This window comes from Novosphingobium ovatum (genome assembly GCF_009909235.1).
Taxonomy (GTDB): domain Bacteria; phylum Pseudomonadota; class Alphaproteobacteria; order Sphingomonadales; family Sphingomonadaceae; genus Novosphingobium; species Novosphingobium ovatum.
Window position 1 is genome coordinate 660,551 of sequence record NZ_JAAAPO010000002.1, and the last position, 21,854, is coordinate 682,404.

Here is a 21,854-nt window from a genome sequence, read left to right on the forward strand (position 1 = left end):
TCGCATCATCTTGCCCTCCCCTGCCTCTCAAACCCCCGCGTAATACCGCGCGCGGAAATCCCCTGCGAACGCGGCAAACCGGCCCTCGGCGATGGCGGCACGCATCCCGGCCATCAACTGCTGATAGAACGCCAGATTGTGTTCGGTCATCAGCATCATGCCCAGGATCTCGCCCGCCTTGTTCAGGTGGTGCAGATAGGCGCGGGAATAGGTGGCACACACGCTGCACGAGCAACGCTCGTCCAGCGGGCCGGTGTCCTCGGCAAAGCGGGCGTTGCGGATGTTGAGCGGGCCGTTCCACGTAAACGCCTGCCCGTTGCGGCCTGACCGGCTGGGCAGCACACAGTCGAACATGTCGACGCCCCGCTCCACAGCGCCCACCAGATCGTCAGGCTTGCCCACGCCCATCAGGTAGCGCGGGCGGTCATCGGGCAGCATCTCGGGCGCGAAGTCCAGCGTGGCGAACATCGCCTCCTGCCCTTCGCCCACCGCCAGACCGCCGATGGCATAGCCGTCAAAGCCGATCTCCATCAGCTTTTCGGCGGAAATGCGGCGCAGATCCTCGTGCAGGGCGCCCTGCTGAATGCCAAACAGCGCCGAGCGTTCGGCATGTTCACCCCCCGCGTCAAAGCCGTCACGCGAACGCTTGGCCCAGCGCATCGACATCAGCATGGACCGCTCGATCACCTCCTTGCCCTGATCGGCGCGGGGGCATTCGTCAAAGGCCATGACGATGTCGCTGCCCAGCAGGCGCTGGATTTCCATGCTGCGCTCGGGCGTCAGCATGTGGCGCGATCCGTCGATGTGGCTGGCGAATTTGACGCCTTCCTCGGTGATCTTGCGCAGGTCCGACAGGCTCATCACCTGATAGCCACCACTGTCGGTCAGGATCGGGCGGTCCCAGTTCATGAACTTGTGCAAGCCCCCCAACCGCGCCACCCGCTCTGCGCCGGGGCGCAGCATCAGGTGATAGGTGTTGCCCAGAATGATGTCCGCGCCCGTTGCCCGCACGGTTTCCGGCTTCATCGCCTTGACCGTGGCGGCGGTGCCCACCGGCATGAAGGCGGGGGTGCGGATCTCGCCCCGGTGCATGCGGATGGCGCCGGTGCGCGCGCGCCCATCGCGGGCGGCAATCGAAAAGGCGAAACGGGTGTCGGGGAAACGGGTCACGATGAAAAGCCTGTCAGAAAGCCCACAAACGGGCAAAAGCGGTTGCAGCCCATAGGCGCATTCGGCATGGCGCGCAAATGGTCGAGACTTGGGTATATCCGGCGCTCACCGCGATGGCGGTGCTGACAGGCTTCATTGACTCGGTGGCGGGGGGCGGCGGGCTGTTGATGATGCCGACGCTGATCTATGCCGGGGTGCCGCCACAGATGCTGCTGGGCACGAACAAGGTGCAGTCGGGCTGTGGCACGGCGATGGCGGCCTATAAATATTGGCGCGCGGGCCTGTTCGAATTGCGGCCCAACCTGTGGGTGGTGGCCTTTGTCTTTGCCGGGGCGGCGGCGGGCGCGCTGGTGATCCAGCGCTTTTCGCCCGGCACGCTGATGCTGATCGTGCCGGTGCTGTTGATGGCGGTGTCGGTCTATACGCTGGTGTCCCCGCGGATGAGCGACCATGACGCCCATGCCATCCTGTCCGAAAAGACCTACCGCCCGGTCGGTGGCTTGCTGGGCTTTTACGATGGGTTCTTTGGGCCGGGCGCGGGACAGTTCTATGCCACCTCGCTGGTGTCATTGCGCGGGCTGGGGCTGACGCGGGCCACCGGGCTGACCAAATTGCTGAACGTCACCAGCAATATCGCCAGCATTCTGGTGTTCGGGCTGGGCGGCAAGGTGCTGTGGACGCTGGGCCTGTGCATGGGGGCGGGCGCGATGCTGGGCAACTGGATCGGCGCGCATACCGCCACGCGGTTCGGGGCAAAGGTGATCCGCCCGCTGCTGGTGACCTGCTCGCTGGGGATGACGGCGCGGCTGCTGTGGGGCTGGTTCCACGGCTAAGGCTTGGGGCATCGCCCCTCCCCGCCAGTCGGACAGGCGTCAGCGCGTGTTTGTCGGCGCGGCGTAACACGCCATCCTGCGGGCTGATATTCCCCGCAGGAGAGGCCCCTATGTCCCGCAAGCTATCCCGCGCCATTGGCGTCGCCCTTGCCGCCGCCATGATGGCCGGCGCCCCCGCCATGCAGGCGCAGCCGGTCATCGGCGGACAGGCGGGGGTGCGGCCGATGTCGCCGATCGTGCGCGTCCTGCCCCCGGTGCCGGTGTGGAACGGCACGCCCGATGGGCCAAAGGACTGGCCCGCCGCCATTCCCGCCGGCACGCCCGAATTGTGGGAGCATGACGGGGCGTGGCTGTTCAATGTCTCGGTCCCCACCTACACCCCCTATCTGCCCGATCCGACCAAGGCGACCGGCGCGGCGGTGATCGTGGCGCCGGGCGGCGGCTTCCGCTTCCTCTCGATGACATCCGAAGGGACGCAGGTGGCCCAATGGCTGGCCGAACATGGCATTGCCGCCTTTGTGCTGAAATACCGCACCACCTATCGCCGCCCCGGCGAGGCGATCGAGGCCCACCGGCAGCGCAATCAGGCCAGCTTCCCCAACGGTCTGGGCGGAGCGGCGGGCGCGGCCGACGGGATCGAGGCCCTGCGCCAGATCCGCGCCCGCGCCGCCGAATATGGCATCGACCCGCAACGCGTGGGGGCGGTGGGCTTTTCGGCCGGGGGGCATGTGTCGGGGATGATGGCGATCGATCCCGATCCGGCCAAGCGCGCCAATTTCTCCGGGCTGATCTATGGCATGCCGTTCCTCTGGCCGCTGCCGCCGCTGCCCGCGGCCAACCTGCCCTATCCCCCCGGCACCCCGGCCGAGCCGTGGTTGCGCCCTGCCCCCACCCCGGCGCCGGGCGCGCTGCCGCCGATCTTCATGGCGGGCGCGCAGGATGATGCCATCGCGGGCGTGGGCTTTACCCGGTTCCAGACCGCGCTGGCGGGCGCGGGCTATCTGCCCGAAGTCCACCTGTATCAGCGTGGCGGCCATGGCTTTGGCATGCGGCAACAGAACCTGACGACCGACCACTGGATCGAGGAGTTCTATTGGTGGATCGCGGCCAACGGCTTTCTAAGCGCCAAACCAGCCCCCACCAAATGACCCGCCCCCTATTGGCCCGCCTGTCCGCCGCCGCGCTGATCTGGCTGGCGGCGGTGGGCGCAGGGCCGGTGGACGATCCGCTGACCCGCCCCATCGATACCGCCAACAACGCCCGCTGGATGGCGCCGCAGGCGCCGGTGCGGGTGCATGGGGGGACGTGGCTGTACGGTTCGGCACATTTGTCGGTGGGGGTGGTGGACACGCCGCAGGGGCTGGTGCTGATCGATGCGGGCCTGCCGCAATCGGTGCCGGTGCTGGCGCAAGCCTTGGCCGCGCGGGGCCGCCGCCTGTCCGACATCCGTGCCATCCTGTTGACCGAGGGCCATTATGACCACGCGGGCGGGGTTGCGGCAATTGTGCGGGCCAGCGGCGCGCGGGTCTATGGCAGCGCATGGACCGCCGCCACGCTGGCGCGCGGGATCAGCGATGAGGACGATCCGCAACGCGCCACCATCGTGCCCTTTCCGCCGTTTCGCGGGGTGCGGGTGCTGGGCGATGGCGCGGTGCTGCGCATCGGCGGGGTGGCGTTCACGGTGATGGCCACGCCGGGCCACACGCCGGGCAGCCTGTCCTATCGCTGGCGCAGTTGTGATGGCGCAGGTTCAGCTGGGCGTGATTGCGCCACCATCGTCTTTGCCAGCAGCCTGAACCCGCTGGCCACCGGGGCCTATCGCTATGATGCGCCGGGCCGCGCGGGGGTGGTGGCGGCATTCCGGCGCGGGCTGGACCGGCTGCGCGCGCAACCCTGCGACATCGTCCTGACCACCCATCCCGAACATGCCGAAGCCGACGCGCGTCTGGCCGCCAGCATTGACCACCCCGCCAGCCCGGCGTGGCGCGACACCAACGGCTGCATCGCGCTGGCCGACCGTTTCGCCGCGCGGCTGACCAAAATTCTACAGGCCGGACGCCAAGATCCGGCGCGACAATAGGAGAAAGCATGACCAATTCAATCGACCGCCGCGCCCTGATGGGCGGCGCGCTGGGCATGGGCGCAGGCGGGCTGGCGCTGGCCAGCGGCATTGCCCCGGCCAATGCCGCCGCCGCTGCCCCCGCCCTCAACGCCCTGCCCACCACCGATGCCGAACGCAGCGCGATGATCCGCCGCATGCGGTTCCGCACCGATGCGGGCTATATCTGGTGGTGGATGCGCGGCGAAACCTATGCCCAGCAGGGCGCCAAACTGACGCCTTTGTTCGGCCTGTTGTTCGGTTCGGCGATGAAGGTGACGCCAAATGCCGATGGCAGCGTCGATGTGCTCCAGACCGAGGTCGGCTTCCGCTTTGACCTGAACACCGGCAAGCGGCTGCGCACCTTCCGCAACCCGATCACCAACGAGGACATCTCCATCCCCTATACGCCCGTCGGCCCGACCAAGGCGCATTATGATCCGAACAACACGCTGGACCTGCCAGCGCAAGTGGGCGGCGCGATGATGCAGTTGCACCACGCCACCGACCGCCTGTACCGCGTGGGTGAGATGGTGGCATTCCGCACCCACACCGCCGCCCATGTCCAGACCGAAGGCCAGGCGGACCGCGATGTCAACGACCTGTCGATCCTGTTCTCACCCGCGGCAGAGGCGCTCAACCCCAAGGTGACCAACGCCACCTGCTGGGTGCAGGGGTCGGACGTGGCCAATTACGCCCGCTGGCTGAAAATGCCGCAAGGTTCGGGCAACCAGACGATCCGCACTGTCGGGCAAAAGGTCACCAGCCTGTCCGACATGCCGCAGGACTGGCTGGCCATGGTCGAGGAAGAAGAGCCGCGTCTGGCGCGTGAGCCCGAATATGCCTTTACCCGCGCGCAAAGCCCCTATCGCAACTGAGCAAACGCGCGGGGGCGGCCATAAAATCCGCCCCCGCGCCATTAAGGCAAAGCCCGCCCCCTTGCCACGGCGGGAGGCGCGCGGCACTGTGGCCGGGTGACTGATACCATGCCCGACAGTTCGCCCGAGATGCCCATTGTCGCCCGTCTGCGCGCAGAATGGGCCGAAATCACCCAGATCCAATCCAGCCAGCGCCCTTGGCAAATGCCGGTGGTGGCCGGGATCACCTCTGGCCTGCCGGTGGCGCTTGGCCATGGGCTGGGTCATATGGATGTGGGCGTGATGGCCGCGCTGGGCACGATGAGCTTTGTCTATCTGGGCGACACCGATCTGCGGCGCAAGCTGTTGACGCTGATGGCGGTGGCCTTTGGCTTGACGCTGGCCTTTGCGGTGGGCGCGGGGGTGGCGGCGCTGGGCGGCCATTCGGTCGGGCTGGGCGTGCCGGTGGTGATGGTGGTGGCTTTTGCCGCCTCGGTCGGGTGCCGATATCTGAACCAAGGCCCCCCGGCCGCGATGTTCTTTACCATGGCCGCCGCCATCGGCCTGTTTACCGGCGGCGATCCGGCGCAATTGCCCGCCCATGTCGGCACGCTGTTTCTGGGCGCGGCGCTGGCGGTGGTGACGGGGGCGCTCTATTCCATCTATATCGTGCGGCGGCGCAACCCGCGCGCGGTACAGGCGCAAACCCCGCCCCCGCTGGTGCTGTGGTTTGAACCGGCGATGATCGCGCTGGCGGCGGGCGTGTCGTTGGCCGCCGCGCTGGCGCTGGGCATTGACAAGCCGTTCTGGGCCCCGGTCAGCTGCATCGCGGTCATTCAGGCGGTGTCCCTGCGCAAGGTGTGGACGCGCCACGCGCACCGCGTGATCGGCACCGTGCTGGGCCTGGGCTTGGCGGCGGGCATTCTGGCGCTGCCACTGAACGGATGGAGCATCGCGCTGTTGATCGGCGGGCTGACTTTTCTGGTCGAGATCGTCATCACCCGCCATTACGGGCTGGCCACGGTGTTCATCACCCCGCTGGCCATCCTGATCGCCGAAGCCCCCCGTCTGGGCGAGGTCGCCTCGGGCGCGTTGATCGCGGCGCGCTTGTACGACACGCTGGTCGGGTGCAGCATCGCGGTGGCGTTTGGCATGGTGATGCATGGCCCCCGCGTGCGCGCGTGGGCTGCCCGGCGTCTGACGCCAACCGCGCATTAACATCTGAACGGCAGAGTGGCCCCATGGACGACAACGACAACAAGATCACCAATCTGGAAGAGTTCATGCGCCGCCGCAAGGCCGCCGAAAAGGCCAAGCGCCCGGCGATCTGGCGCGCGCGCCCGGACACGTCGGGGCAGTCTGACGCTCGGCCGGCCAAGCCCGCGCGCAATTGGGGGCAATTGGGCTATGCGTTGCTGGTACTGGTGGGATGCGCGCTGTTGGCGGCACGTTGCTCGCACTGAGCGAGCGCATTTTACCAACAAAAATGCAAATAATTCCAATAAAGCGGATGATTGTTTAAAATCAGCGGAAACAAACTAAAGGTGTTTACTTAGATTGCGCGGAATATATCTTCGCGCACTATGAGCACGACATCCCGCAACGCACTCTTGATTCGCGCAATTCTGACGACGGGGTCAATCCTTGGATTGACAACAGGATGCATCCCGCATGTGCGCCCCCCGCTTCAGGGTAGCATGCCCTTGCGCGGAACACGGCTGGCCGCCAACCTGCACCAGCAACCCACGCGCGAAAGCAAGATCGCGCAATCCGATTTCGTCAAGGCGCTGACCGCGGCACGCAACCGCTATGCCGATGTCCATGGGGCCACCTGTGCCAAACTGACCACCACGCCGGACGCGAATGCTGACCCGTCCCGCGATGCACGCCCCCTGAACCATCGGGCTGTGGTGCTGTCCGGCGGCAGCATGCGCGGGGCATTTGGCGCGGGCTTTTTGCTGGGCCTGCAGGACATTGGCCAATTGCCCGACTCCCCCGAAGTCATCACCGGCATCAGCACCGGCGCCTTGCAGGCGACATTCCTGTTTTTGGCGAAACAGCCGGTTGCGGCGGACCGCACCTATGAGTGGTTGAACCCGCAGGTAGCCACCATGCGCAGCCTGCCGGGCAGCGGCCGCGGCCAGCCATTGACCAAGCGGTCCAGCCAATTGGGCGATCTGGCGCTGGCCTATTCGATCACGGCGGAAAAGCAGATCCTGAACCGCACCCATTGGTCAGGGCTTATGGGTCAGTTCTGGTACGGCAGCGCCGGGCGACTGGATCCGCTGCGCAAACGCCTGATGGCGCTGATCTCGCGCGAGACCTTGCGGCAGGTCGCGGTCGAGGCCTGTCACGGTCGGGTGCTGCTGGTCGGCGTCACGGATTTCGATGACGGCTATGGCTATGCGATCGACATGACGGAATTGGCGCTGGATGCCTATGATGGCGATGCCAGCCCCAAGCGGATCGATGCGGCCCGCGCCACCTATGTCTCCACCTTGCTGGCGTCCTCGTCGGTGCCGGGTGGAGCGATGCCCGTCACGCTGCGCTATCGGGCGATTGACGTCAACGGCATGAACGAGGGCGAAGCCACCCGCGAGCACATGTTTATCGACGGCGGCGCCCGTTATGGCGTGTTCCTGCCCAATCTGTCGGATGGCTATGATGTGACGCTGTTGGTGAACAACGGCTTGGCGATCGAGCCGGCAACGCCCGGCAACCCCGACCTGCCGACCAACAAATGGAGTTTGTACAGGATGTTGGAGCGCACGGCCGAGGACATTCTGGAGACGCAAGTCTATCAGTTGTCGGTTGGCCAGGTGGAATATGGCGCCAAGACGCTGCGCATGGCCTATTTGTCGGGCAAGCAGGACATGGGCGGCAGCCCGGACATGGACGCCCCCGATGACCACATCTATGACGCGAAGTCCTGCCGTGACTGGTTCGCGCAGGACAAAAAGACAGCAAAACCTTTGCAGTTCTATCCCAACTACATGGCCTGCGTCATCGACTATGGCCGCAAGCGGGGCAATCTGATGCAATGGAACCTGAAAAGTCAGGCCGCGCCCGATGCGATCAAAAGCGCGCCGCTGCAGACCAACAGCCGCATCCCCCTACCCTTGGGGCAGTAACAGGCTGGAATCGCCATAGGAGTAAAAGCGGTAACCCGTGGCGATCGCATGGGCATAGACCGCCTGCATCCGCTCGCGGCCCATCAGTGCGCTAACCAGCATGAACAGCGTCGATTTGGGCAAGTGGAAATTGGTCATCAGCCCGTCAATCGCGCGGAAGCGATAGCCCGGCGTGATAAAGATCGAGGTGTCACCACTGAACGGGCGGATGATCCCGTCCTCACCTGTCGCGCTTTCCAGCAGGCGCAGCGAGGTCGTGCCCACCGCGATCACCCGGCCTCCGTTCGCGCGAATGGCGTTCAACCGGTCGGCGGTGGCGGCATCGATCGTGCCCCATTCGGCGTGCATCTGGTGCTCGTTGGTGTCGTCCACCTTGACCGGCAGGAACGTCCCTGCCCCCACATGCAGCGTCAGGAACGCCCGCTCCACCCCGGCCGCGTCCAGCGCTGCGGTCAGTTCCGGGGTGAAATGCAGCGCCGCGGTAGGGGCGGCCACCGCGCCATCCTTTTGCGCGAACATCGTCTGGTAATCGCGCCGATCGGCCTCGTCCTGGGCGCGCTTGGCGGCGATATAGGGCGGCAGCGGCATGGTCCCTGCCCGCTCCAGCAAGACCTCCACCGGCTCGTCCCCGGCAAAGGCCAGCGTCCAGCTGCCATCCTCGTGGCGATCTTCGGCCACCGCCTGAACATCGGCAGGGAAGTGAATGATATCGCCCGGTTTTACCCGCTTGCCATTTTTGACAAAGGCCTGCCAGCGGCGCAGATCGATCCGCTTGTGCAACGTCGCGCCAATCCGCGCCTCGCCACTGGCCGAGACGCGCCGCCCCTCCAACTGCGCCGGGATGACGCGGGTGTCGTTGAACACCAGCACATCGCCCGCCCGCAACAGGGACGGCAGATCGCGCACGCTCAGATCGCGCAGATCCCCATCCGCGCCCGGCACCAGCAACAGCCGCGCCGCATCACGAGGGGTTGCCGGCCGCAACGCGATGTTGTCGGCCGGCAGATCGAAATCAAACGCATCAACCCGCATGGCAGTTCCGGCGCATCGCTGCCCGGCTCAGCGCGCCTTGGGGGCGGGCTTGGCCTTGGCGGGGGCAGCCTTGGCCGGCGCGGGCTTGGCGGGCGCAGGCTTGGGCGCGGCCGGTTCTACGATCGAGGGCGCGGCGGCGGGCGGCGGCGGGGGCGGCGGCAACATGCGCGCCTTGCCCTCGCTGGCCAGCGAGGCCTGCAGGATCTTGGTCGGGTTCGCGGGCGGCTCACCGCGCATGATCGCGTCCACCGTTTCCATGCCCGCAATCACGCGGCCAAAATTGGTGTAATGCCGATCCAGCGAGAAATGCGGGTAAAAGGTGATGAAGAACTGGCTGTTGGCCGAATTCTCATTATCGGTACGCGCCATCGACACGCTACCGCGCACATGCGGCATCGAATTGAATTCCGCCTTGAGGTCGGGCAGCGGCGAACCACCGCCACCCGTGCCCGTCGGGTCACCCGTCTGCGCCATGAAGCCATCGACCACGCGGTGGAAGATCACCCCGTTGTAAAAGCCCTGCTTGGCCAGCGTCTTGATCCGCTCGACATGGGTGGGCGCCCAGGCCGGGACCAGACGGATCGCCACCCGGCCACCGTTCGACAGGTCCAGCAACAGCACGTTGTCAGGATCATGCGCGATGTCCTGATCCACCTTGGCCGACAGGGTCGAGGCGGGCGCGGTGGGGTTCACCTTGCCCAAAGGCGCGGGGCGCCCCTTGTGCGCGCAGGCGCTGGTGGCCAGCATCGCCCCCGACAAACCCACGATCAGGGCCAGACGACGGGCGGCGGTAACAGTCAAAGCTCGGGTCATGCAGCTCTCTTGGCAAATAGGCGATACTGGCGACAACCGCCACAGACGGTACATGCGACAACCGCCACAGGCGGAACATGAGATAGCCGCCCCGGTCCCTCGTGGCAATCGGCGTATGACGCTGCGATGAACAAGCCGCGCCAAACGCCAGTATCCGCGCGATTTAATAATCCCCCAACCGCCCGGTCTGGGCAATCCGGGCCAGCACATCGGCGCGCACCGCAGGGCTGACGAAACGGTCAATCTCGCCGCCGAACAGGGCGATTTCCTTGACCAGCTTGCTGGCGATGGGCTGCAATGACACGTCCGCCATCAGAAACACGGTTTCGATCCCCGCGTTCAACTGCTGGTTCATGCCCGCCATCTGATATTCATATTCGAAATCAGCCACCGCCCGCAGGCCGCGCACGATCACGCTGGCCCCCTGCTTTTCGGCAAAGCGCATCAGCAGGGCGTTGAACCCCACCACCCGCACATTGGCGATGCCCAGATCGGCCACCTCGCGCTCGACCATGGCGATGCGTTCGGCGGGCGTGAACATCGGGTTTTTCGATGGGTTGGTGGTAACGCCCACGATCAACTCGTCCACCAGCTTGGCCCCGCGGCGGATGATGTCCGCATGGCCCAGCGTGATGGGGTCGAACGTGCCGGGATAGACGCCGATGCGCATCAGAAATTCCGCTCCACGATAAAGCGGGCCAGCGCGCGCAGCATGTCGGCCTCTGCCCCGTGGCCCGCCAGACTGCCGATGGCCTGATCGATCAACAGGCGGGCCTGTTCGCGGGCGCGGTCGGCGCCCAACAGCGAGACAAAGGTTTCCTTGCCCTTCTCGGCATCCTTGCGCAGCGCCTTGCCAGCGGCTTCCTCGTCGCCTTCGTGGTCCAGCAGGTCATCGACGATCTGGAACGCCAGGCCGATGTCGCGGGCATAGGCGCGCAGATGCTTGCGCCCCTCAACCGGCACCTTGCCCAGAATGGCGCCCATTTCCACCGCCGCGCCCAACAGCGCCCCGGTCTTCAACTGCTGCAAGCGGGTGACGGTGGGCAGGTCAAAGCTGCTGTTTTCAGCCGCCATGTCCATCATCTGGCCGCCCGCCATGCCGTTATGGCCACTGGCCACGGCCAGCGTGGTCACCAGTTCGATCCGGGTAAAGGGATCGCCGCTGGTCGCCACATCACCCAACACCTCGAACGCGAAGCATTGCAGCGCGTCGCCCGCCAGCACCGCCGTCGCCTCGTCAAAGGCGATGTGCAGCGTGGGCTTGCCGTGGCGCATGGCGTCATTGTCCATGCAGGGCAGATCGTCATGGATCAGCGAATAGACATGCACGCTTTCGATCGCCACGCCCGCGCGGATCGCGGCCTGACGGTCCACGCCGTACAGCTCGGCCACCGAAGCCACCAGCAAAGGCCGCACCCGCTTGCCCCCGCCGATCGTGGCGTAACGCATCGCCTCGATCAGGCGGCTGCGCGGGTCGGCGGGCAAGGGCAGCATCGAATCGAACGCGGCGTCGATCTCGCGCTGGATGCGCTTCAAACCGTCTGCCAGCAGCGTGTCAGTCACAACAGCCATGGGATTACCTTCAGCTTGCGGGGGCATCCAGCGGGCGCGTGCCAGCGGGCGAGCCATCGGGGGCGGAAACAATGCGTTCGATGCGGGCCTGCGCCGCATCCAGCCGGGCCTGACAGGCCGCGCGCAGCTTTTCGCCACGCTCGTACAGGTCGATTGATTCGTCCAATGCCACATCGCCGCTTTCCAGTCGGCGCACGACATCTTCCAGCGCACGCAGCGCCTCTTCGAAACTCAATCCGGCGATACGGTCGTCACCGGCAGCAGGGGTGTTCTCGTTCATAATGCACAGCTTTGGCCGGTGGCATCGCCCCGGTCAAGGCCGCTGGCGCGCCCTACCCTTTGGGTCAGCGCGCAAGGCTGGGGATGAGCGCAAGTTGTGGGCATTATAACGCGTCCATAATGCTATCACTGACAACAAAAAGGGCGCCCCGCAGGACGCCCTTTCGTACAAGGAAGGCGGTATGGATCAGTTGTTCACATAGGTGTCGAACTTGGCCATCAGGCTGGTCCACAGGTCCAGATTGTCGGTGAACAAAGCATCCGAAATGCCGCCATTGGTCAGCTGGATGTCCATTTCGACACGGGCCGCGCCATTGTCCGCGCGATAGGCCCGGCCAAAGCGGCGCTTGGCATTCCAGGTGTTCAACGCCTCAAAGCTGGCATTGCGGGCGCCTGGAAAACCGGCATAGAACTGGATGCTCTTGCAGGCGTTGCCGCTGTCGCAACCATAGAAAAAGATGATGAACGTCTTGCCCGAAGACGCACTGGTGATCATCGGATCGCCGCCACTATCGCGCGAGAAATCAGCACGATAGCCAGCCCGCTGCAAGGCCGCCACCACCGAATCGGGATTGGACGCGCGGATCTGTCCCGAGCTTTGCTGGGCAGAGGCGGCGGGCGAAAAAGCAACACTGGCCAGCACCGCAGCGGCACCGATAAACGAACGCAGCATAGAATATGTCCCCCAAGGTCTGCGATGGATGCAAACCGAATTAATGCAAAGCAAGTGGCGTGTCTTGCACGAATTACCTGCCACGGACCACCTGAACGCAAAATGATCGGAAACGACAGCATCGCGCCAGAGAAGCCTCCGTTCCGCACGACGCACAGCGCAAAAACGTGCCGCTTGGGTCTGGCAAAGGGCGCGCAAGGCAGCTAAAGGCGCGCGCATGAGCGCTCAAACTTCACAGATCACCCCGGATGTCGTCGCTGCCCATGGGCTGAGCCCGGAGGAGTACGACACCGTTCTGAAAGCCCTTGGCCGTGAGCCCAACCTTGTGGAATTGGGCATTTTTTCGGTCATGTGGTCCGAACACTGCTCGTACAAGTCGAGCCGTCTGCACCTCAAGAAGCTGCCCACGCAGGCGCCTTGGGTGATCTGCGGCCCCGGCGAGAACGCGGGCGTGATCGACATTGGCGATGGTCAGGCCGCCATCTTCAAGATGGAATCGCACAACCACCCCAGCTATATCGAGCCCTATCAGGGCGCCGCGACCGGCGTTGGCGGCATTCTGCGTGACGTGTTCACCATGGGCGCGCGGCCCGTGGCCAATATGAACGCGCTGCGTTTCGGCCGCCCCGACCACCCCAAGATGAAGCATCTGGTGCAGGGCGTTGTTGCCGGCATTGGCGGCTATGGCAATTGCGTGGGCGTGCCCACCGTTGGCGGCGAAACCAATTTCCACAAGGCCTATGACGGCAACATTCTGGTCAACGCGATGACCGTGGGTGTGGCCGAAACGGACAAGATTTTCTATTGCGCGGCCACGGGTCTGGGCAATCCGATCGTCTATGTCGGGTCCAAGACCGGGCGCGATGGCATCCATGGCGCGACCATGGCCAGCGCCGATTTCGATGAAAAGTCTGAGGAAAAGCGCCCGACCGTGCAGGTTGGCGACCCCTTCACCGAAAAGCTGTTGATCGAGGCCTGCCTGGAACTGATGGCCACCGATGCCATCGTCGCCATTCAGGACATGGGCGCGGCCGGTCTGACGTCGTCCTCGGTCGAAATGGCCAGCAAGGGCGGCGCGGGCATCCGGCTGAACATGAACAATGTGCCCTGCCGCGAAGAGGGCATGACGCCCTATGAAATGATGCTGAGCGAGAGCCAGGAGCGCATGCTGATGGTGCTTCAGCCGGGCAAGGAAGCCATGGCCGAAGCGATCTTCCGCAAGTGGGAGCTGGACTTTGCCATCATCGGTGAAGTGACCGACACCGGCCACATGGTGCTGGAATTCAACGGCGAAGTGGTTTGTGACATCCCGCTGGGTCCGCTGGCCGATGACGCGCCGCAGTATGACCGCCCCTATCTGGCGGCGGCAGACTATAAGGTGTGGGCCAATGTCCCCGCCCTGCCCGCCGTCCCCGAAAGCAGCGACATCGCGGGTGATCTGCTGACGCTGATCGCCTGCCCGGATCTGGCCTCGCGCAAGTGGATCTGGGAGCAGTACGATTCGCAGGTCGGCGGCGACACGCTGCAAAAGTCGGGTGGCGATGCGGCCGTTGTGCGCATCCACGGCACGGACAAGGCGCTGGCCATCAGCACCGACTGTTCGCCCCGCTATTGCTATGCCGACCCGTATGAGGGCGGCAAGCAGGCCGTGGCCGAAACCTGGCGCAACATTTGCGCGGTGGGTGCCACGCCGTTGGCGATCACCAACTGCCTGAACTTTGCCAACCCGCAGCGCCCTGAAATCATGGCGCAAATCGTGGGCTGTTTGAACGGCATGGGCGATGCCTGCCGCGCGCTGGACTATCCCATCGTGTCGGGCAACGTGTCGCTGTATAACGAGTCCAAGGCCACGGGCGGCGGCAGCGCCATCCTGCCCACCCCCGCCATCGGCGGCGTGGGCCTGATGCTGGACCACCGCAAGAACGCCACCATCCGCTTCAAGGCGGAAGGCGAGGTGATCTGGCTGATCGGCGCCGAAGGTTCGCATCTGGGCCAGTCGGTGTACCTGCGCGAAATCCACGGGATCGAGGCGGGCGACGCCCCCACCGTCAATCTGGACGTTGAACTGCGCAATGGCGAAAGCGTGCGTCAGCTGATCAGCGATGGCGTGGCCACCGCCGTGCATGACATTTCGGACGGCGGTTTGGCTGTCGCGCTGGCCGAAATGGCGATGGCCTCGGGCCTTGGCGCCAAGCTGGACGTGACGCTGAACACCGCCCAGGCCTTTGGCGAGGACCAGTCGCGCTATGTCGTGACCACCGCCGCCGATGTCACGCTGGAAGGCGCGACCCGGCTTGGCACCGTGGGCGGGGCCGAGCTGCTGGGCGTGCCGGTGGCACAGCTGAAGGCTGCCAACGAGGCCTTCTTCAAGGAGTGGATGGAGGCGTAAGCGCCCTTCATTCGGATGCATAAAAAGGCCGGGGGTGCGGGATGTCCGCGCCTCCGGTTTTTTCGTTTGGGGGGTGTTGTGCCTCTGGCGGGCGTCCTCATGCCTCCGGCGGGCAAAGGGTGTTACACCCTTTGCAATCCCCGTAATGGGATCAGCCTCGCGCCAGATCGCCGCGCCGCAGGCTTTATAAGGCGGCTGCGCCGCGTGGCACCACGGTGGCCACATCTGCCCCACCGCCACCAATTATGGGGAGCGCGAGGGACGAGTCCCTCGCAACCATCCCTTTTCTTACCCCTGATACCAATCCCCCTGCGGCACGCCCAACAGGCGCAGCACAGCGGTCAGGTCGCCCCGGTCCACCCAGCCATTGGCGGCTGCGCGGGCCTTGGGCTTGGCCATGAAGGCGATGCCATAGGACGAGACCTCGATCATCGGGATGTCGTTCGCGCCATCGCCCGTCGCCAGCGAAGTCGCCCCCTCACCCAGCGCGGCCAGTTCCTCCAGCAGCGTGGCTTTCTTGGTGTTGCTGTCGCAGATCGGCCCGGCCAAACCGCCCGTCAGCGCGCCATTTTCCACCGCCAGACGGTTGCCCACCACGCGCTGGAAGCCAAGACCCCGCGCCACCGGATCGGCAAACTGGTGAAAGCCGCCAGTGACCAGCACGGTACGGCTGCCCTTGGCCTTGAGCGTTTCGACCAGCACCTTGGCGCCGGGCATGGGGCGGATGCGTTCGTCCAGACACTGATCGATGGCGTCCGCCGACAGGCCCTTGAGCAGGCCCACACGCTCAACCAGCGCCTGCGCGAAATCCAGTTCGCCCTGCATGGCGCGTTCGGTGATCTCGGCGATCTGCGGCTTGATCCCGGCAAAGTCGGCCAGTTCGTCGATGCATTCCTGACCGATCATCGTCGAATCCATGTCCGACACGAACACGCCGGGCACGCCCGGCTCATGGTCAGTGATCAGCGCGTCGGTCTGCCCCATCACCGCGTCGATCGCGCCCCGCATGGCGGCCACATCGGCATGGTCGGTGCGAAATTCGGCCAGATCGCTCTCGATCAACGCGCCAGTCGCGGCTATGCCGGTCTTGGCCAGTTCGGCCACCACGGCTTCCACCTTTTCCGCCAGACCGGCGGCATCTGCAATCACGCGGGCAATGAGCACCACAAAATCCCCTGAACTATGCCATGCGCCACACGACGCGCGGCCATCGCTGGGCCTCATTGCAGGGCCGACCGCCAGCGGCAAGAGCGATTGTGCTGTCCGGTTGGCGCAAGCTGTGGAGGCGGCCGGGCGGCGGGCGGTGGTGATCAACGCCGACAGCGCGCAGGTCTATGCCGATCTGGGGGTGCTATCGGCCCGGCCCGATGCGGCGGAAATGGGCGGGATCGAGCATCGCCTGTATGGCGCGTGGGATGGCGCGCAAACCTGTAGCGCCGCCGATTGGGCCGCCCGCGCCCGCGCTGAAATCGCCGATGTGCACGCCAGTGGCGGCATTCCCATTCTGGTGGGCGGCACGGGGCTGTATATCCGCACGCTGCTGGACGGGATCGCTCCGGTGCCAGAGATTGCCCCCACAATCCGCGCCGCCGTGCGCGCCCTGCGGGTGGCCGATGCCTATGCCGCATTGGCGCGCGAGGACGCCGAGGCCGCCGCGCGATTGAACCCCAATGACACCACCCGCGTCGCCCGCGCGCTGGAGGTGGTGCGCTCGACCGGCGCGCCGATGGCGCATTGGCAGGCGCGGATGGAGGGCGGGATTGGCGATGCCGTCCGCGTGACCGCCCATATCCTGTTGCCTGACCGGGCGTGGCTGTATGAGCGCTGCGACCGGCGCTTTGCCCTGATGCTGGAACGCGGCGCGCTGAACGAGGTAGCGGCGCTGATTGCCCGCGACCTGCCGCCCGACATGCCGGTGATGCGCGCCATTGGCGTGCCCGAACTGGCCGCCTATTTGCGGGGCGAATGCGGCTTGGACGAGGCCACCACGCGCGGCGCGCAGGCCACCCGCAACTATGCCAAGCGGCAATATACATGGATGCGCAATCAACCCCCGGCTGACTGGCCCCGGATCGCTCCAGAAGATTTCAATCTGAACGTCAGCGTTGAACGTTTATTACGCGGTTAGCGGTTGACAGGTTATTTCCTGTCGCCTAGGGCACGCCCATCCTAACGTCGGAGATGGGATTCGCAGGCGTGGGCGGCATATCGCGCCCCGCGCCCGGCCCCAATGCCCCGGCGGCCCATAATTTGCAAAGGAATACCCCGTGAGCCAAGAGCGCAGCGGTGCCAATATTCTGGTTGAAAGTCTGGCGCGTCAGGGCGTCGAATTCGTGTTCGGCTATCCGGGCGGCGCGGTGCTGCCGATCTATGACGCGCTGTTTGGCGATGAACGCATCCGCCACATTTTGGTCCGCCACGAGGCGGGCGCGGCCCATGCCGCCGAAGGCTATGCCCGCTCCACCGGCAAGCCCGGCGTGGTGCTGGTGACGTCCGGCCCGGGCGCGACCAACGCGGTCACCGGCATTGCCGACGCGTTTCTGGACTCGATTCCCCTGGTGGTGATCACCGGGCAGGTCGGCACGCCGCTGATCGGCACTGACGCCTTTCAGGAAGCCGACACGGTGGGCATCACCCGCCACTGCACCAAGCACAACTATCTGGTGAAGGACCCCTCGCAACTGGCGGCCATCATCGATGAGGCGTTTCAGGTGGCCACCACCGGCCGCCCCGGCCCGGTCGTGATCGACATCCCCAAGGACGTGCAGATCGCCACCGCGCCCTTTGGCGATGGCCCGGTGCAGCGCCGCAACCGTTACAGCCCGCGCATGGCCGGCACGGACAAGGAAATCGCCGCGGCGGTGGACCTGTTGGCCAATGCCAAGGCGCCGGTGTTCTATACCGGCGGCGGCGTGATCAATTCCGGCCCGCGCGCGTCGGAACTGCTGCGCCAGTTGCAGGCGATGACCGGCGCGCCTGTCACCAGCACGCTGATGGGTCTGGGCGCGTTCCCGGCCGACCATGCTGACTGGCTGGGCATGCTGGGCATGCATGGCACCTATGAAGCCAACTGGACGATGAATCAGGCCGACCTGATCGTTTGCGTTGGCGCGCGTTTTGACGACCGCGTGACTGGCCGTCTGGACGCCTTTGCCCCCAATTCGACCAAGATCCACATCGACATCGACCGCGCCAGCATCAACAAGACGGTGGCCGTAGACCTGCCGATCGTGGGCGATTGCGCCACCGTGCTGGAGCAGATGATCACCGCGTGGGGCGACCGCAAGGCGCAGGATCTCTCGCCGTGGAAGGCGCGCATTGCCGAATGGCGCGAGAAGAAGAGCCTTGCCTATCCGCGTCAGGCGACCAGCATCGCGCCGCAATACGCGATCGAGCGTCTGTTTGAACTGACCCGCGCGGCTGATCCGATCATCGCGACCGAGGTGGGCCAGCACCAGATGTGGGCGGCGCAGTACTTCCACTTCTTTGGCCCGAACAAGTGGCTGACGAGCGGTGGTCTGGGCACCATGGGCTATGGCCTGCCCGCCGCCATCGGCGCGCAACTGGGCAATCCGGGCAAGCTGGTGGTGGACATCGCCGGTGAGGCCTCGATCCAGATGAACATTCAGGAGCTGGGCACCGCCAGCCAATACCGCCTGCCGGTCAAGGTGTTCATCCTGAACAACGAATGGATGGGCATGGTCCGCCAGTGGCAGGAACTGACCTATGAAAGCCGTTATTCGAACAGCTATTCCGACAGCCTGCCCGACTTTGTGCGCCTTGCCGAAGCCTATGGCTGGAAGGGCATCTGCATCGAGAGCGAGGCCGATCTGGACGCCGGCATTCAGGCGATGATCGACCATGACGGCCCGGTGATCGTCGACTGCCGCGTGACCAAGGAGGCCAACTGCTTCCCGATGATCCCGTCGGGGGCCGCCCACACCGACATGATCCTGAACGGCGACCGCTTTGCCGGTATCGTCGACGATGAAGCCCGGGCGCTGGTCTGATCGGCGCGGCGCAAAGGAATATGCACATGATGAAGATCAAGCACGCCGCCGAGGAGCGGCACGTCCTGACGCTGATCGTCGACAACGAGGCGGGCATTCTGGCCAAGATCGCCGGGCTGTTCACCGCGCGCGGCTATAACATCGACAGCCTGACCGTGTCGGACGTGTCGGACAACCACGACACCAGCCGCATCACCATCGTCACCCACGGCCCGCCCGCGATCATCGACCAGATCCGCGCGCAGCTGGACCGTCTGGTCCCGGTGCACAAGGTGATCGACCTGACCGAGGAAGGCCCCCATGTCGAGCGCGAACTGGCGCTGGTCAAGGTGGTGGGCAAGGGCGAGCACCGCGTCGAGGCGCTGCGTCTGGCCGATGTCTTCCGCGCCAAACCCGTGGACACCACCACCGGCAGCTTCATCTTTGAACTGACCGGCGCGCCGGACAAGATCGACACCTTTGTCGGCCTGATGCGCGAGCTGGGTCTGGTCGAGGTGGCGCGCACCGGCATCGTGGGCATGACGCGCGGCACCGCCGCCGTCTGATCCACCGCCCTATGGGCAAGACCCCACCCGCGCAGGCCGCAAAAGCGCACAAAATGGCCCGCGCGGGTGAATATCCCAGTTGATTGGCGTCCCCATCTGTTGCAGGGGGCGCCTCAAACCCCATCGCCGCGCCCCGCCCTGTTGCTGGCCGGCACACCTCATAGCGGCTCCCTTCTCGCATGGGAGCGATGAAAGGGACGACCTGTGAAAGTCTATTACGACGCCGACGCCGATCTGAACCTGATCACGACCAAGAAGATCGCCATTCTGGGCTATGGCTCGCAGGGCCACGCCCATGCGCAGAACCTGCGCGACAGCGGCGTCAAGGAAGTCGCCATTGCGCTGCGCCCCGGTTCGGCCTCGGCCAAGAAGGCTGAAGCCGCTGGCTTCAAGGTGCTGTCGAACGCCGAAGCGGCCGCCTGGGCCGACATCCTGATGATCCTGGCTCCTGACGAGCATCAGGCCGCGATCTATGCCGCCGACCTGCACGCCAATCTCAAGCCCGGCGCGGCGCTGGCCTTTGCCCATGGCCTGAACATCCACTTTGGCCTGATCGAGGCGCGCGCCGACATCGACGTCATCATGATCGCCCCCAAGGGCCCCGGCCACACCGTGCGCGGCGAATATGTCCGTGGCGGCGGCGTGCCCTGCCTGGTAGCCATCCACCAGAACGTGACCGGCAACGCGCATGACATCGCGCTGGCCTATGCCTCGGGCGTTGGCGGTGGCCGTTCGGGCATCATCGAAACCAACTTCCGCGAGGAATGCGAAACCGACCTGTTCGGCGAGCAGGCCGTGCTGTGCGGCGGCGCCACCGCGCTGGTGCAGGCTGGCTTTGAAACGCTGGTCGAAGCTGGCTACGCCCCCGAAATGGCCTATTTCGAGTGCCTGCACGAGCTGAAGCTGATCGTCGACCTGATGTATGAAGGCGGCATCGCCAACATGCGCTACTCGATCTCGAACACCGCCGAATATGGCGACATCAAGACCGGCCCGCGCATCATCACCGACGAAACCAAGGCGGAAATGAAGCGCGTTCTGGCCGACATCCAGTCGGGCCGCTTCGTCAAGGACTTCGTGCTGGACAACCGCGCTGGTCAGCCCGAGCTGAAGGCGTCGCGCATCGCCGCCAAGCGTCACCCGATCGAGGAAACCGGCGCCAAGCTGCGCGCCATGATGCCCTGGATCGGCGCCAACAAGCTGGTGGACCAGACCAAGAACTAAGCCATCCGGCAAGGTTTGCAAAAAGGCGCGTCATGGGGTTCCCATGGCGCGCTTTTTTTGGTGTGAGGGCCCATGGCCAAGGCACAACACATCCTGATCTGTTTCCACGATTTCAACCGGGGCGGCACCGAACGCATCGCCATCGCCATGGCGCGCCACTGGGTGGAGCGCGGGCGGCAGGTGACGATCCTGTGCGGCAGCGAGGGATCGAGCGAGGGCGAGAGCCTGCGCGCCACCGTCGATCCGCGCGTGGCAGTGGTGGAACTGACCCCGCCTTGCCCGCGCAGCCTGACATCGCGCCTGCGGCTGGGCCGGGCGATGGCAGGGGACGTGGCGCGGCTGGCGCCCGATATCGTGTTTCTGCCGGGCAATTTCCATCTGCCGCTGGCCCCTGCCCTGTCGCGCATTCCGGGCGGCCCGCCGGTGGTCAGCAAGATTTCCAATCCCGCCGTGCCCGATGGCATCGCGGGCGTTGCGGTGCGGGCGGTGTTTCGCCTTTTCCGCGCCTCTTTGGCCGGGATTGCGACGATGAACACCGGGTTGGAGCGCGATTTGCGCGCGATCCTGCCCGATGCGGCGATCCAGACCTTGTACGATCCGGTCTATGTCGCGCCCGATGCCCCGGCGCGGGTGGCCAATCCCGATGGGCTGCTGCGCGTGTTGTGGGCCGGGCGGTTTGAACCGCAAAAGGATGTGGGGCTGGCGCTGCGCACGATGGCCGCGCTGCATGCGCAAACGGGCGGGCGGGCGCGGCTGGTGATGCTGGGCGATGGGGTGGAACTGGACGCCGCGCGCCGTCAGATCGCCGCCATGGGGTTGGGCGATGTCATCGCCACCCCCGGCTATGTCCCGGCGCTTGACCCATGGGTGGCGGCCAGCGACGTGTTCTTCGTCTCCTCCCGCTATGAAGGGGGCCCTGCGGTCGCGGTCGAGGCGATGGCGCGCGGGGTGCCGGTGGTCAGCACCGATTGTTCGCATTTCCTGCATGACATCATGACCACGCCCGAGGCCGGCCGCATTGTGCCGGGGCGCGATCCGGCCGCGCTGGCCGAGGCGTTGGTACAGGTGGCGGGTGCTGGCCTGCCCGCGCTCGACGCCTTTGCCCCGCTGATCGCGCATCTGGAACCACACCATTGCGCCGATGCCTATCTGGCGTGGTTTGACGCGGTGGTGGCCGGCGCGCCGGGCCAAATCGCCGGATGAACGCGCGCCCTCGGGATTTATGCTT

21 protein-coding genes are annotated in these 21,854 nt (G+C 65.5%); 13 read left to right on the plus strand and 8 right to left on the minus strand.

The genetic code is table 11. From position 1 onward, the window contains the following. Positions 1–27 precede the first annotated feature (27 nt). A complete protein-coding gene (gene tgt, locus GTZ99_RS07195) occupies positions 28–1,170 on the minus strand; it encodes a tRNA guanosine(34) transglycosylase Tgt (protein ID WP_161717564.1) in 1,143 nt (380 codons plus the stop codon). Between the two features lie 77 nt (positions 1,171–1,247). Between tgt and GTZ99_RS07200 the strand changes: the two genes are divergently transcribed. From GTZ99_RS07200 to GTZ99_RS07230, 7 genes are all read left to right on the plus strand, one after another. Then, positions 1,248–2,003 carry a TSUP family transporter gene (locus tag GTZ99_RS07200; protein WP_161717565.1) on the plus strand — a complete coding sequence of 252 codons (756 nt, stop codon included), beginning with the start codon at positions 1,248–1,250 and terminating at the stop codon, positions 2,001–2,003. A 110-nt stretch (positions 2,004–2,113) separates the two neighbouring features. Then, positions 2,114–3,151, plus strand: a complete 1,038-nt coding sequence (locus GTZ99_RS07205) for an alpha/beta hydrolase (RefSeq protein WP_161717566.1) — start codon at positions 2,114–2,116, stop codon at positions 3,149–3,151. Beyond that, entirely contained in the window at positions 3,148–4,083 is a 936-nt protein-coding gene (locus GTZ99_RS07210; RefSeq protein ID WP_161717567.1) for an MBL fold metallo-hydrolase, read from the plus strand. Before GTZ99_RS07205 ends, GTZ99_RS07210 begins: the two co-directional genes overlap by 4 nt. 8 nt (positions 4,084–4,091) lie before the next feature. Further along, positions 4,092–4,979, plus strand: a complete 888-nt coding sequence (locus tag GTZ99_RS07215; protein ID WP_161717568.1) for a DUF1838 family protein — start codon at positions 4,092–4,094, stop codon at positions 4,977–4,979. Positions 4,980–5,075: 96 nt separating this feature from the next. Beyond that, complete coding sequence (locus tag GTZ99_RS17015) at positions 5,076–6,176, plus strand: FUSC family protein (RefSeq protein ID WP_161717569.1); 1,101 nt, start codon at positions 5,076–5,078, stop codon at positions 6,174–6,176. 23 nt (positions 6,177–6,199) lie between these two features. Then, a complete protein-coding gene (locus GTZ99_RS07225; RefSeq protein ID WP_161717570.1) occupies positions 6,200–6,421 on the plus strand; it encodes a hypothetical protein in 222 nt (73 codons plus the stop codon). Positions 6,422–6,655: 234 nt separating this feature from the next. Beyond that, positions 6,656–8,089: a patatin-like phospholipase family protein gene (locus GTZ99_RS07230; RefSeq protein WP_161717571.1), complete on the plus strand. Its 1,434-nt coding sequence runs from the start codon at positions 6,656–6,658 to the stop codon at positions 8,087–8,089. Here the strand turns inward: GTZ99_RS07230 and queA are convergent. The 6 genes from queA to GTZ99_RS07260 form a co-directional block, all read right to left on the minus strand. Further along, positions 8,072–9,121, minus strand: coding sequence for a tRNA preQ1(34) S-adenosylmethionine ribosyltransferase-isomerase QueA (queA, locus tag GTZ99_RS07235; RefSeq protein ID WP_161717572.1), 1,050 nt, complete (start codon positions 9,119–9,121; stop codon positions 8,072–8,074). The genes GTZ99_RS07230 and queA overlap by 18 nt on opposite strands. 27 nt (positions 9,122–9,148) lie before the next feature. Continuing rightward, entirely contained in the window at positions 9,149–9,868 is a 720-nt protein-coding gene (locus GTZ99_RS07240; RefSeq protein ID WP_161717713.1) for a peptidylprolyl isomerase, read from the minus strand. Positions 9,869–10,097: 229 nt separating this feature from the next. Further along, the gene (coaD, locus tag GTZ99_RS07245) at positions 10,098–10,604 is read right to left on the minus strand and encodes a pantetheine-phosphate adenylyltransferase (RefSeq protein WP_161717573.1); all 507 of its coding nucleotides are present in this window, start codon (positions 10,602–10,604) and stop codon (positions 10,098–10,100) included. Beyond that, positions 10,604–11,506 (minus strand): polyprenyl synthetase family protein, encoded by a 903-nt coding sequence (locus GTZ99_RS07250; RefSeq protein ID WP_161717574.1) that lies wholly within the window; start codon positions 11,504–11,506, stop codon positions 10,604–10,606. The genes coaD and GTZ99_RS07250 overlap by 1 nt, the downstream gene beginning before the upstream one ends. Before the next feature lie 10 nt (positions 11,507–11,516). Then, a complete protein-coding gene (locus tag GTZ99_RS07255; protein WP_161717575.1) occupies positions 11,517–11,786 on the minus strand; it encodes an exodeoxyribonuclease VII small subunit in 270 nt (89 codons plus the stop codon). Between the two features lie 186 nt (positions 11,787–11,972). Then, positions 11,973–12,458, minus strand: a complete 486-nt coding sequence (locus GTZ99_RS07260) for a YbjN domain-containing protein (protein WP_161717576.1) — start codon at positions 12,456–12,458, stop codon at positions 11,973–11,975. A gap of 217 nt (positions 12,459–12,675) precedes the next feature. Here GTZ99_RS07260 and purL point away from each other — a divergent pair, with 217 nt between their 5' ends. Beyond that, entirely contained in the window at positions 12,676–14,847 is a 2,172-nt protein-coding gene (gene purL / locus GTZ99_RS07265; RefSeq protein ID WP_161717577.1) for a phosphoribosylformylglycinamidine synthase subunit PurL, read from the plus strand. Between the two features lie 288 nt (positions 14,848–15,135). Here the strand turns inward: purL and serB are convergent, their stop codons facing one another. After that, the gene (gene serB, locus GTZ99_RS07270; protein ID WP_161717578.1) at positions 15,136–16,011 is read right to left on the minus strand and encodes a phosphoserine phosphatase SerB; all 876 of its coding nucleotides are present in this window, start codon (positions 16,009–16,011) and stop codon (positions 15,136–15,138) included. Here serB and miaA point away from each other — a divergent pair. From miaA to GTZ99_RS07295, 5 genes are all read left to right on the plus strand, one after another. Beyond that, positions 16,004–16,975 carry a tRNA (adenosine(37)-N6)-dimethylallyltransferase MiaA gene (gene miaA / locus GTZ99_RS07275; RefSeq protein WP_161717579.1) on the plus strand — a complete coding sequence of 324 codons (972 nt, stop codon included), beginning with the start codon at positions 16,004–16,006 and terminating at the stop codon, positions 16,973–16,975. The genes serB and miaA overlap by 8 nt on opposite strands. Positions 16,976–17,114: 139 nt before the next feature. After that, on the plus strand, positions 17,115–18,857 hold the full coding sequence (gene ilvB / locus GTZ99_RS07280; RefSeq protein WP_161717580.1) for a biosynthetic-type acetolactate synthase large subunit: 1,743 nt from the start codon (positions 17,115–17,117) through the stop codon (positions 18,855–18,857). Between the two features lie 29 nt (positions 18,858–18,886). Next, complete coding sequence (ilvN, locus tag GTZ99_RS07285; protein ID WP_161717714.1) at positions 18,887–19,402, plus strand: acetolactate synthase small subunit; 516 nt, start codon at positions 18,887–18,889, stop codon at positions 19,400–19,402. 204 nt (positions 19,403–19,606) lie between these two features. After that, a complete protein-coding gene (gene ilvC, locus GTZ99_RS07290; RefSeq protein WP_161717581.1) occupies positions 19,607–20,626 on the plus strand; it encodes a ketol-acid reductoisomerase in 1,020 nt (339 codons plus the stop codon). A 72-nt stretch (positions 20,627–20,698) separates the two neighbouring features. Continuing rightward, positions 20,699–21,829 (plus strand): glycosyltransferase, encoded by a 1,131-nt coding sequence (locus tag GTZ99_RS07295; RefSeq protein WP_161717582.1) that lies wholly within the window; start codon positions 20,699–20,701, stop codon positions 21,827–21,829. Positions 21,830–21,854: the final 25 nt, after the last annotated feature.

What these genes read in the sequence shown, in the direction of transcription:
- GTZ99_RS07200 (WP_161717565.1), top strand. Translation starts at nt 1,248, where the DNA reads ATGGTCGAGACTTGGGTATATCCGGCGCTCACCGCGATGGCGGTGCTG.
- GTZ99_RS07205 (WP_161717566.1), top strand. Translation starts at nt 2,114, where the DNA reads ATGTCCCGCAAGCTATCCCGCGCCATTGGCGTCGCCCTTGCCGCCGCC.
- GTZ99_RS07210 (WP_161717567.1), top strand. Translation starts at nt 3,148, where the DNA reads ATGACCCGCCCCCTATTGGCCCGCCTGTCCGCCGCCGCGCTGATCTGG.
- GTZ99_RS07215 (WP_161717568.1), top strand. Translation starts at nt 4,092, where the DNA reads ATGACCAATTCAATCGACCGCCGCGCCCTGATGGGCGGCGCGCTGGGC.
- GTZ99_RS07225 (WP_161717570.1), top strand. Translation starts at nt 6,200, where the DNA reads ATGGACGACAACGACAACAAGATCACCAATCTGGAAGAGTTCATGCGC.
- GTZ99_RS07230 (WP_161717571.1), top strand. Translation starts at nt 6,656, where the DNA reads ATGCCCTTGCGCGGAACACGGCTGGCCGCCAACCTGCACCAGCAACCC.
- queA (WP_161717572.1), bottom strand. Translation starts at nt 9,121, where the DNA reads ATGCGGGTTGATGCGTTTGATTTCGATCTGCCGGCCGACAACATCGCG.
- GTZ99_RS07240 (WP_161717713.1), bottom strand. Translation starts at nt 9,868, where the DNA reads ATGCTGGCCACCAGCGCCTGCGCGCACAAGGGGCGCCCCGCGCCTTTG.
- coaD (WP_161717573.1), bottom strand. Translation starts at nt 10,604, where the DNA reads ATGCGCATCGGCGTCTATCCCGGCACGTTCGACCCCATCACGCTGGGC.
- GTZ99_RS07250 (WP_161717574.1), bottom strand. Translation starts at nt 11,506, where the DNA reads ATGGCTGTTGTGACTGACACGCTGCTGGCAGACGGTTTGAAGCGCATC.
- GTZ99_RS07255 (WP_161717575.1), bottom strand. Translation starts at nt 11,786, where the DNA reads ATGAACGAGAACACCCCTGCTGCCGGTGACGACCGTATCGCCGGATTG.
- GTZ99_RS07260 (WP_161717576.1), bottom strand. Translation starts at nt 12,458, where the DNA reads ATGCTGCGTTCGTTTATCGGTGCCGCTGCGGTGCTGGCCAGTGTTGCT.
- purL (WP_161717577.1), top strand. Translation starts at nt 12,676, where the DNA reads ATGAGCGCTCAAACTTCACAGATCACCCCGGATGTCGTCGCTGCCCAT.
- miaA (WP_161717579.1), top strand. Translation starts at nt 16,004, where the DNA reads ATGAGCACCACAAAATCCCCTGAACTATGCCATGCGCCACACGACGCG.
- ilvN (WP_161717714.1), top strand. Translation starts at nt 18,887, where the DNA reads ATGAAGATCAAGCACGCCGCCGAGGAGCGGCACGTCCTGACGCTGATC.
- GTZ99_RS07295 (WP_161717582.1), top strand. Translation starts at nt 20,699, where the DNA reads ATGGCCAAGGCACAACACATCCTGATCTGTTTCCACGATTTCAACCGG.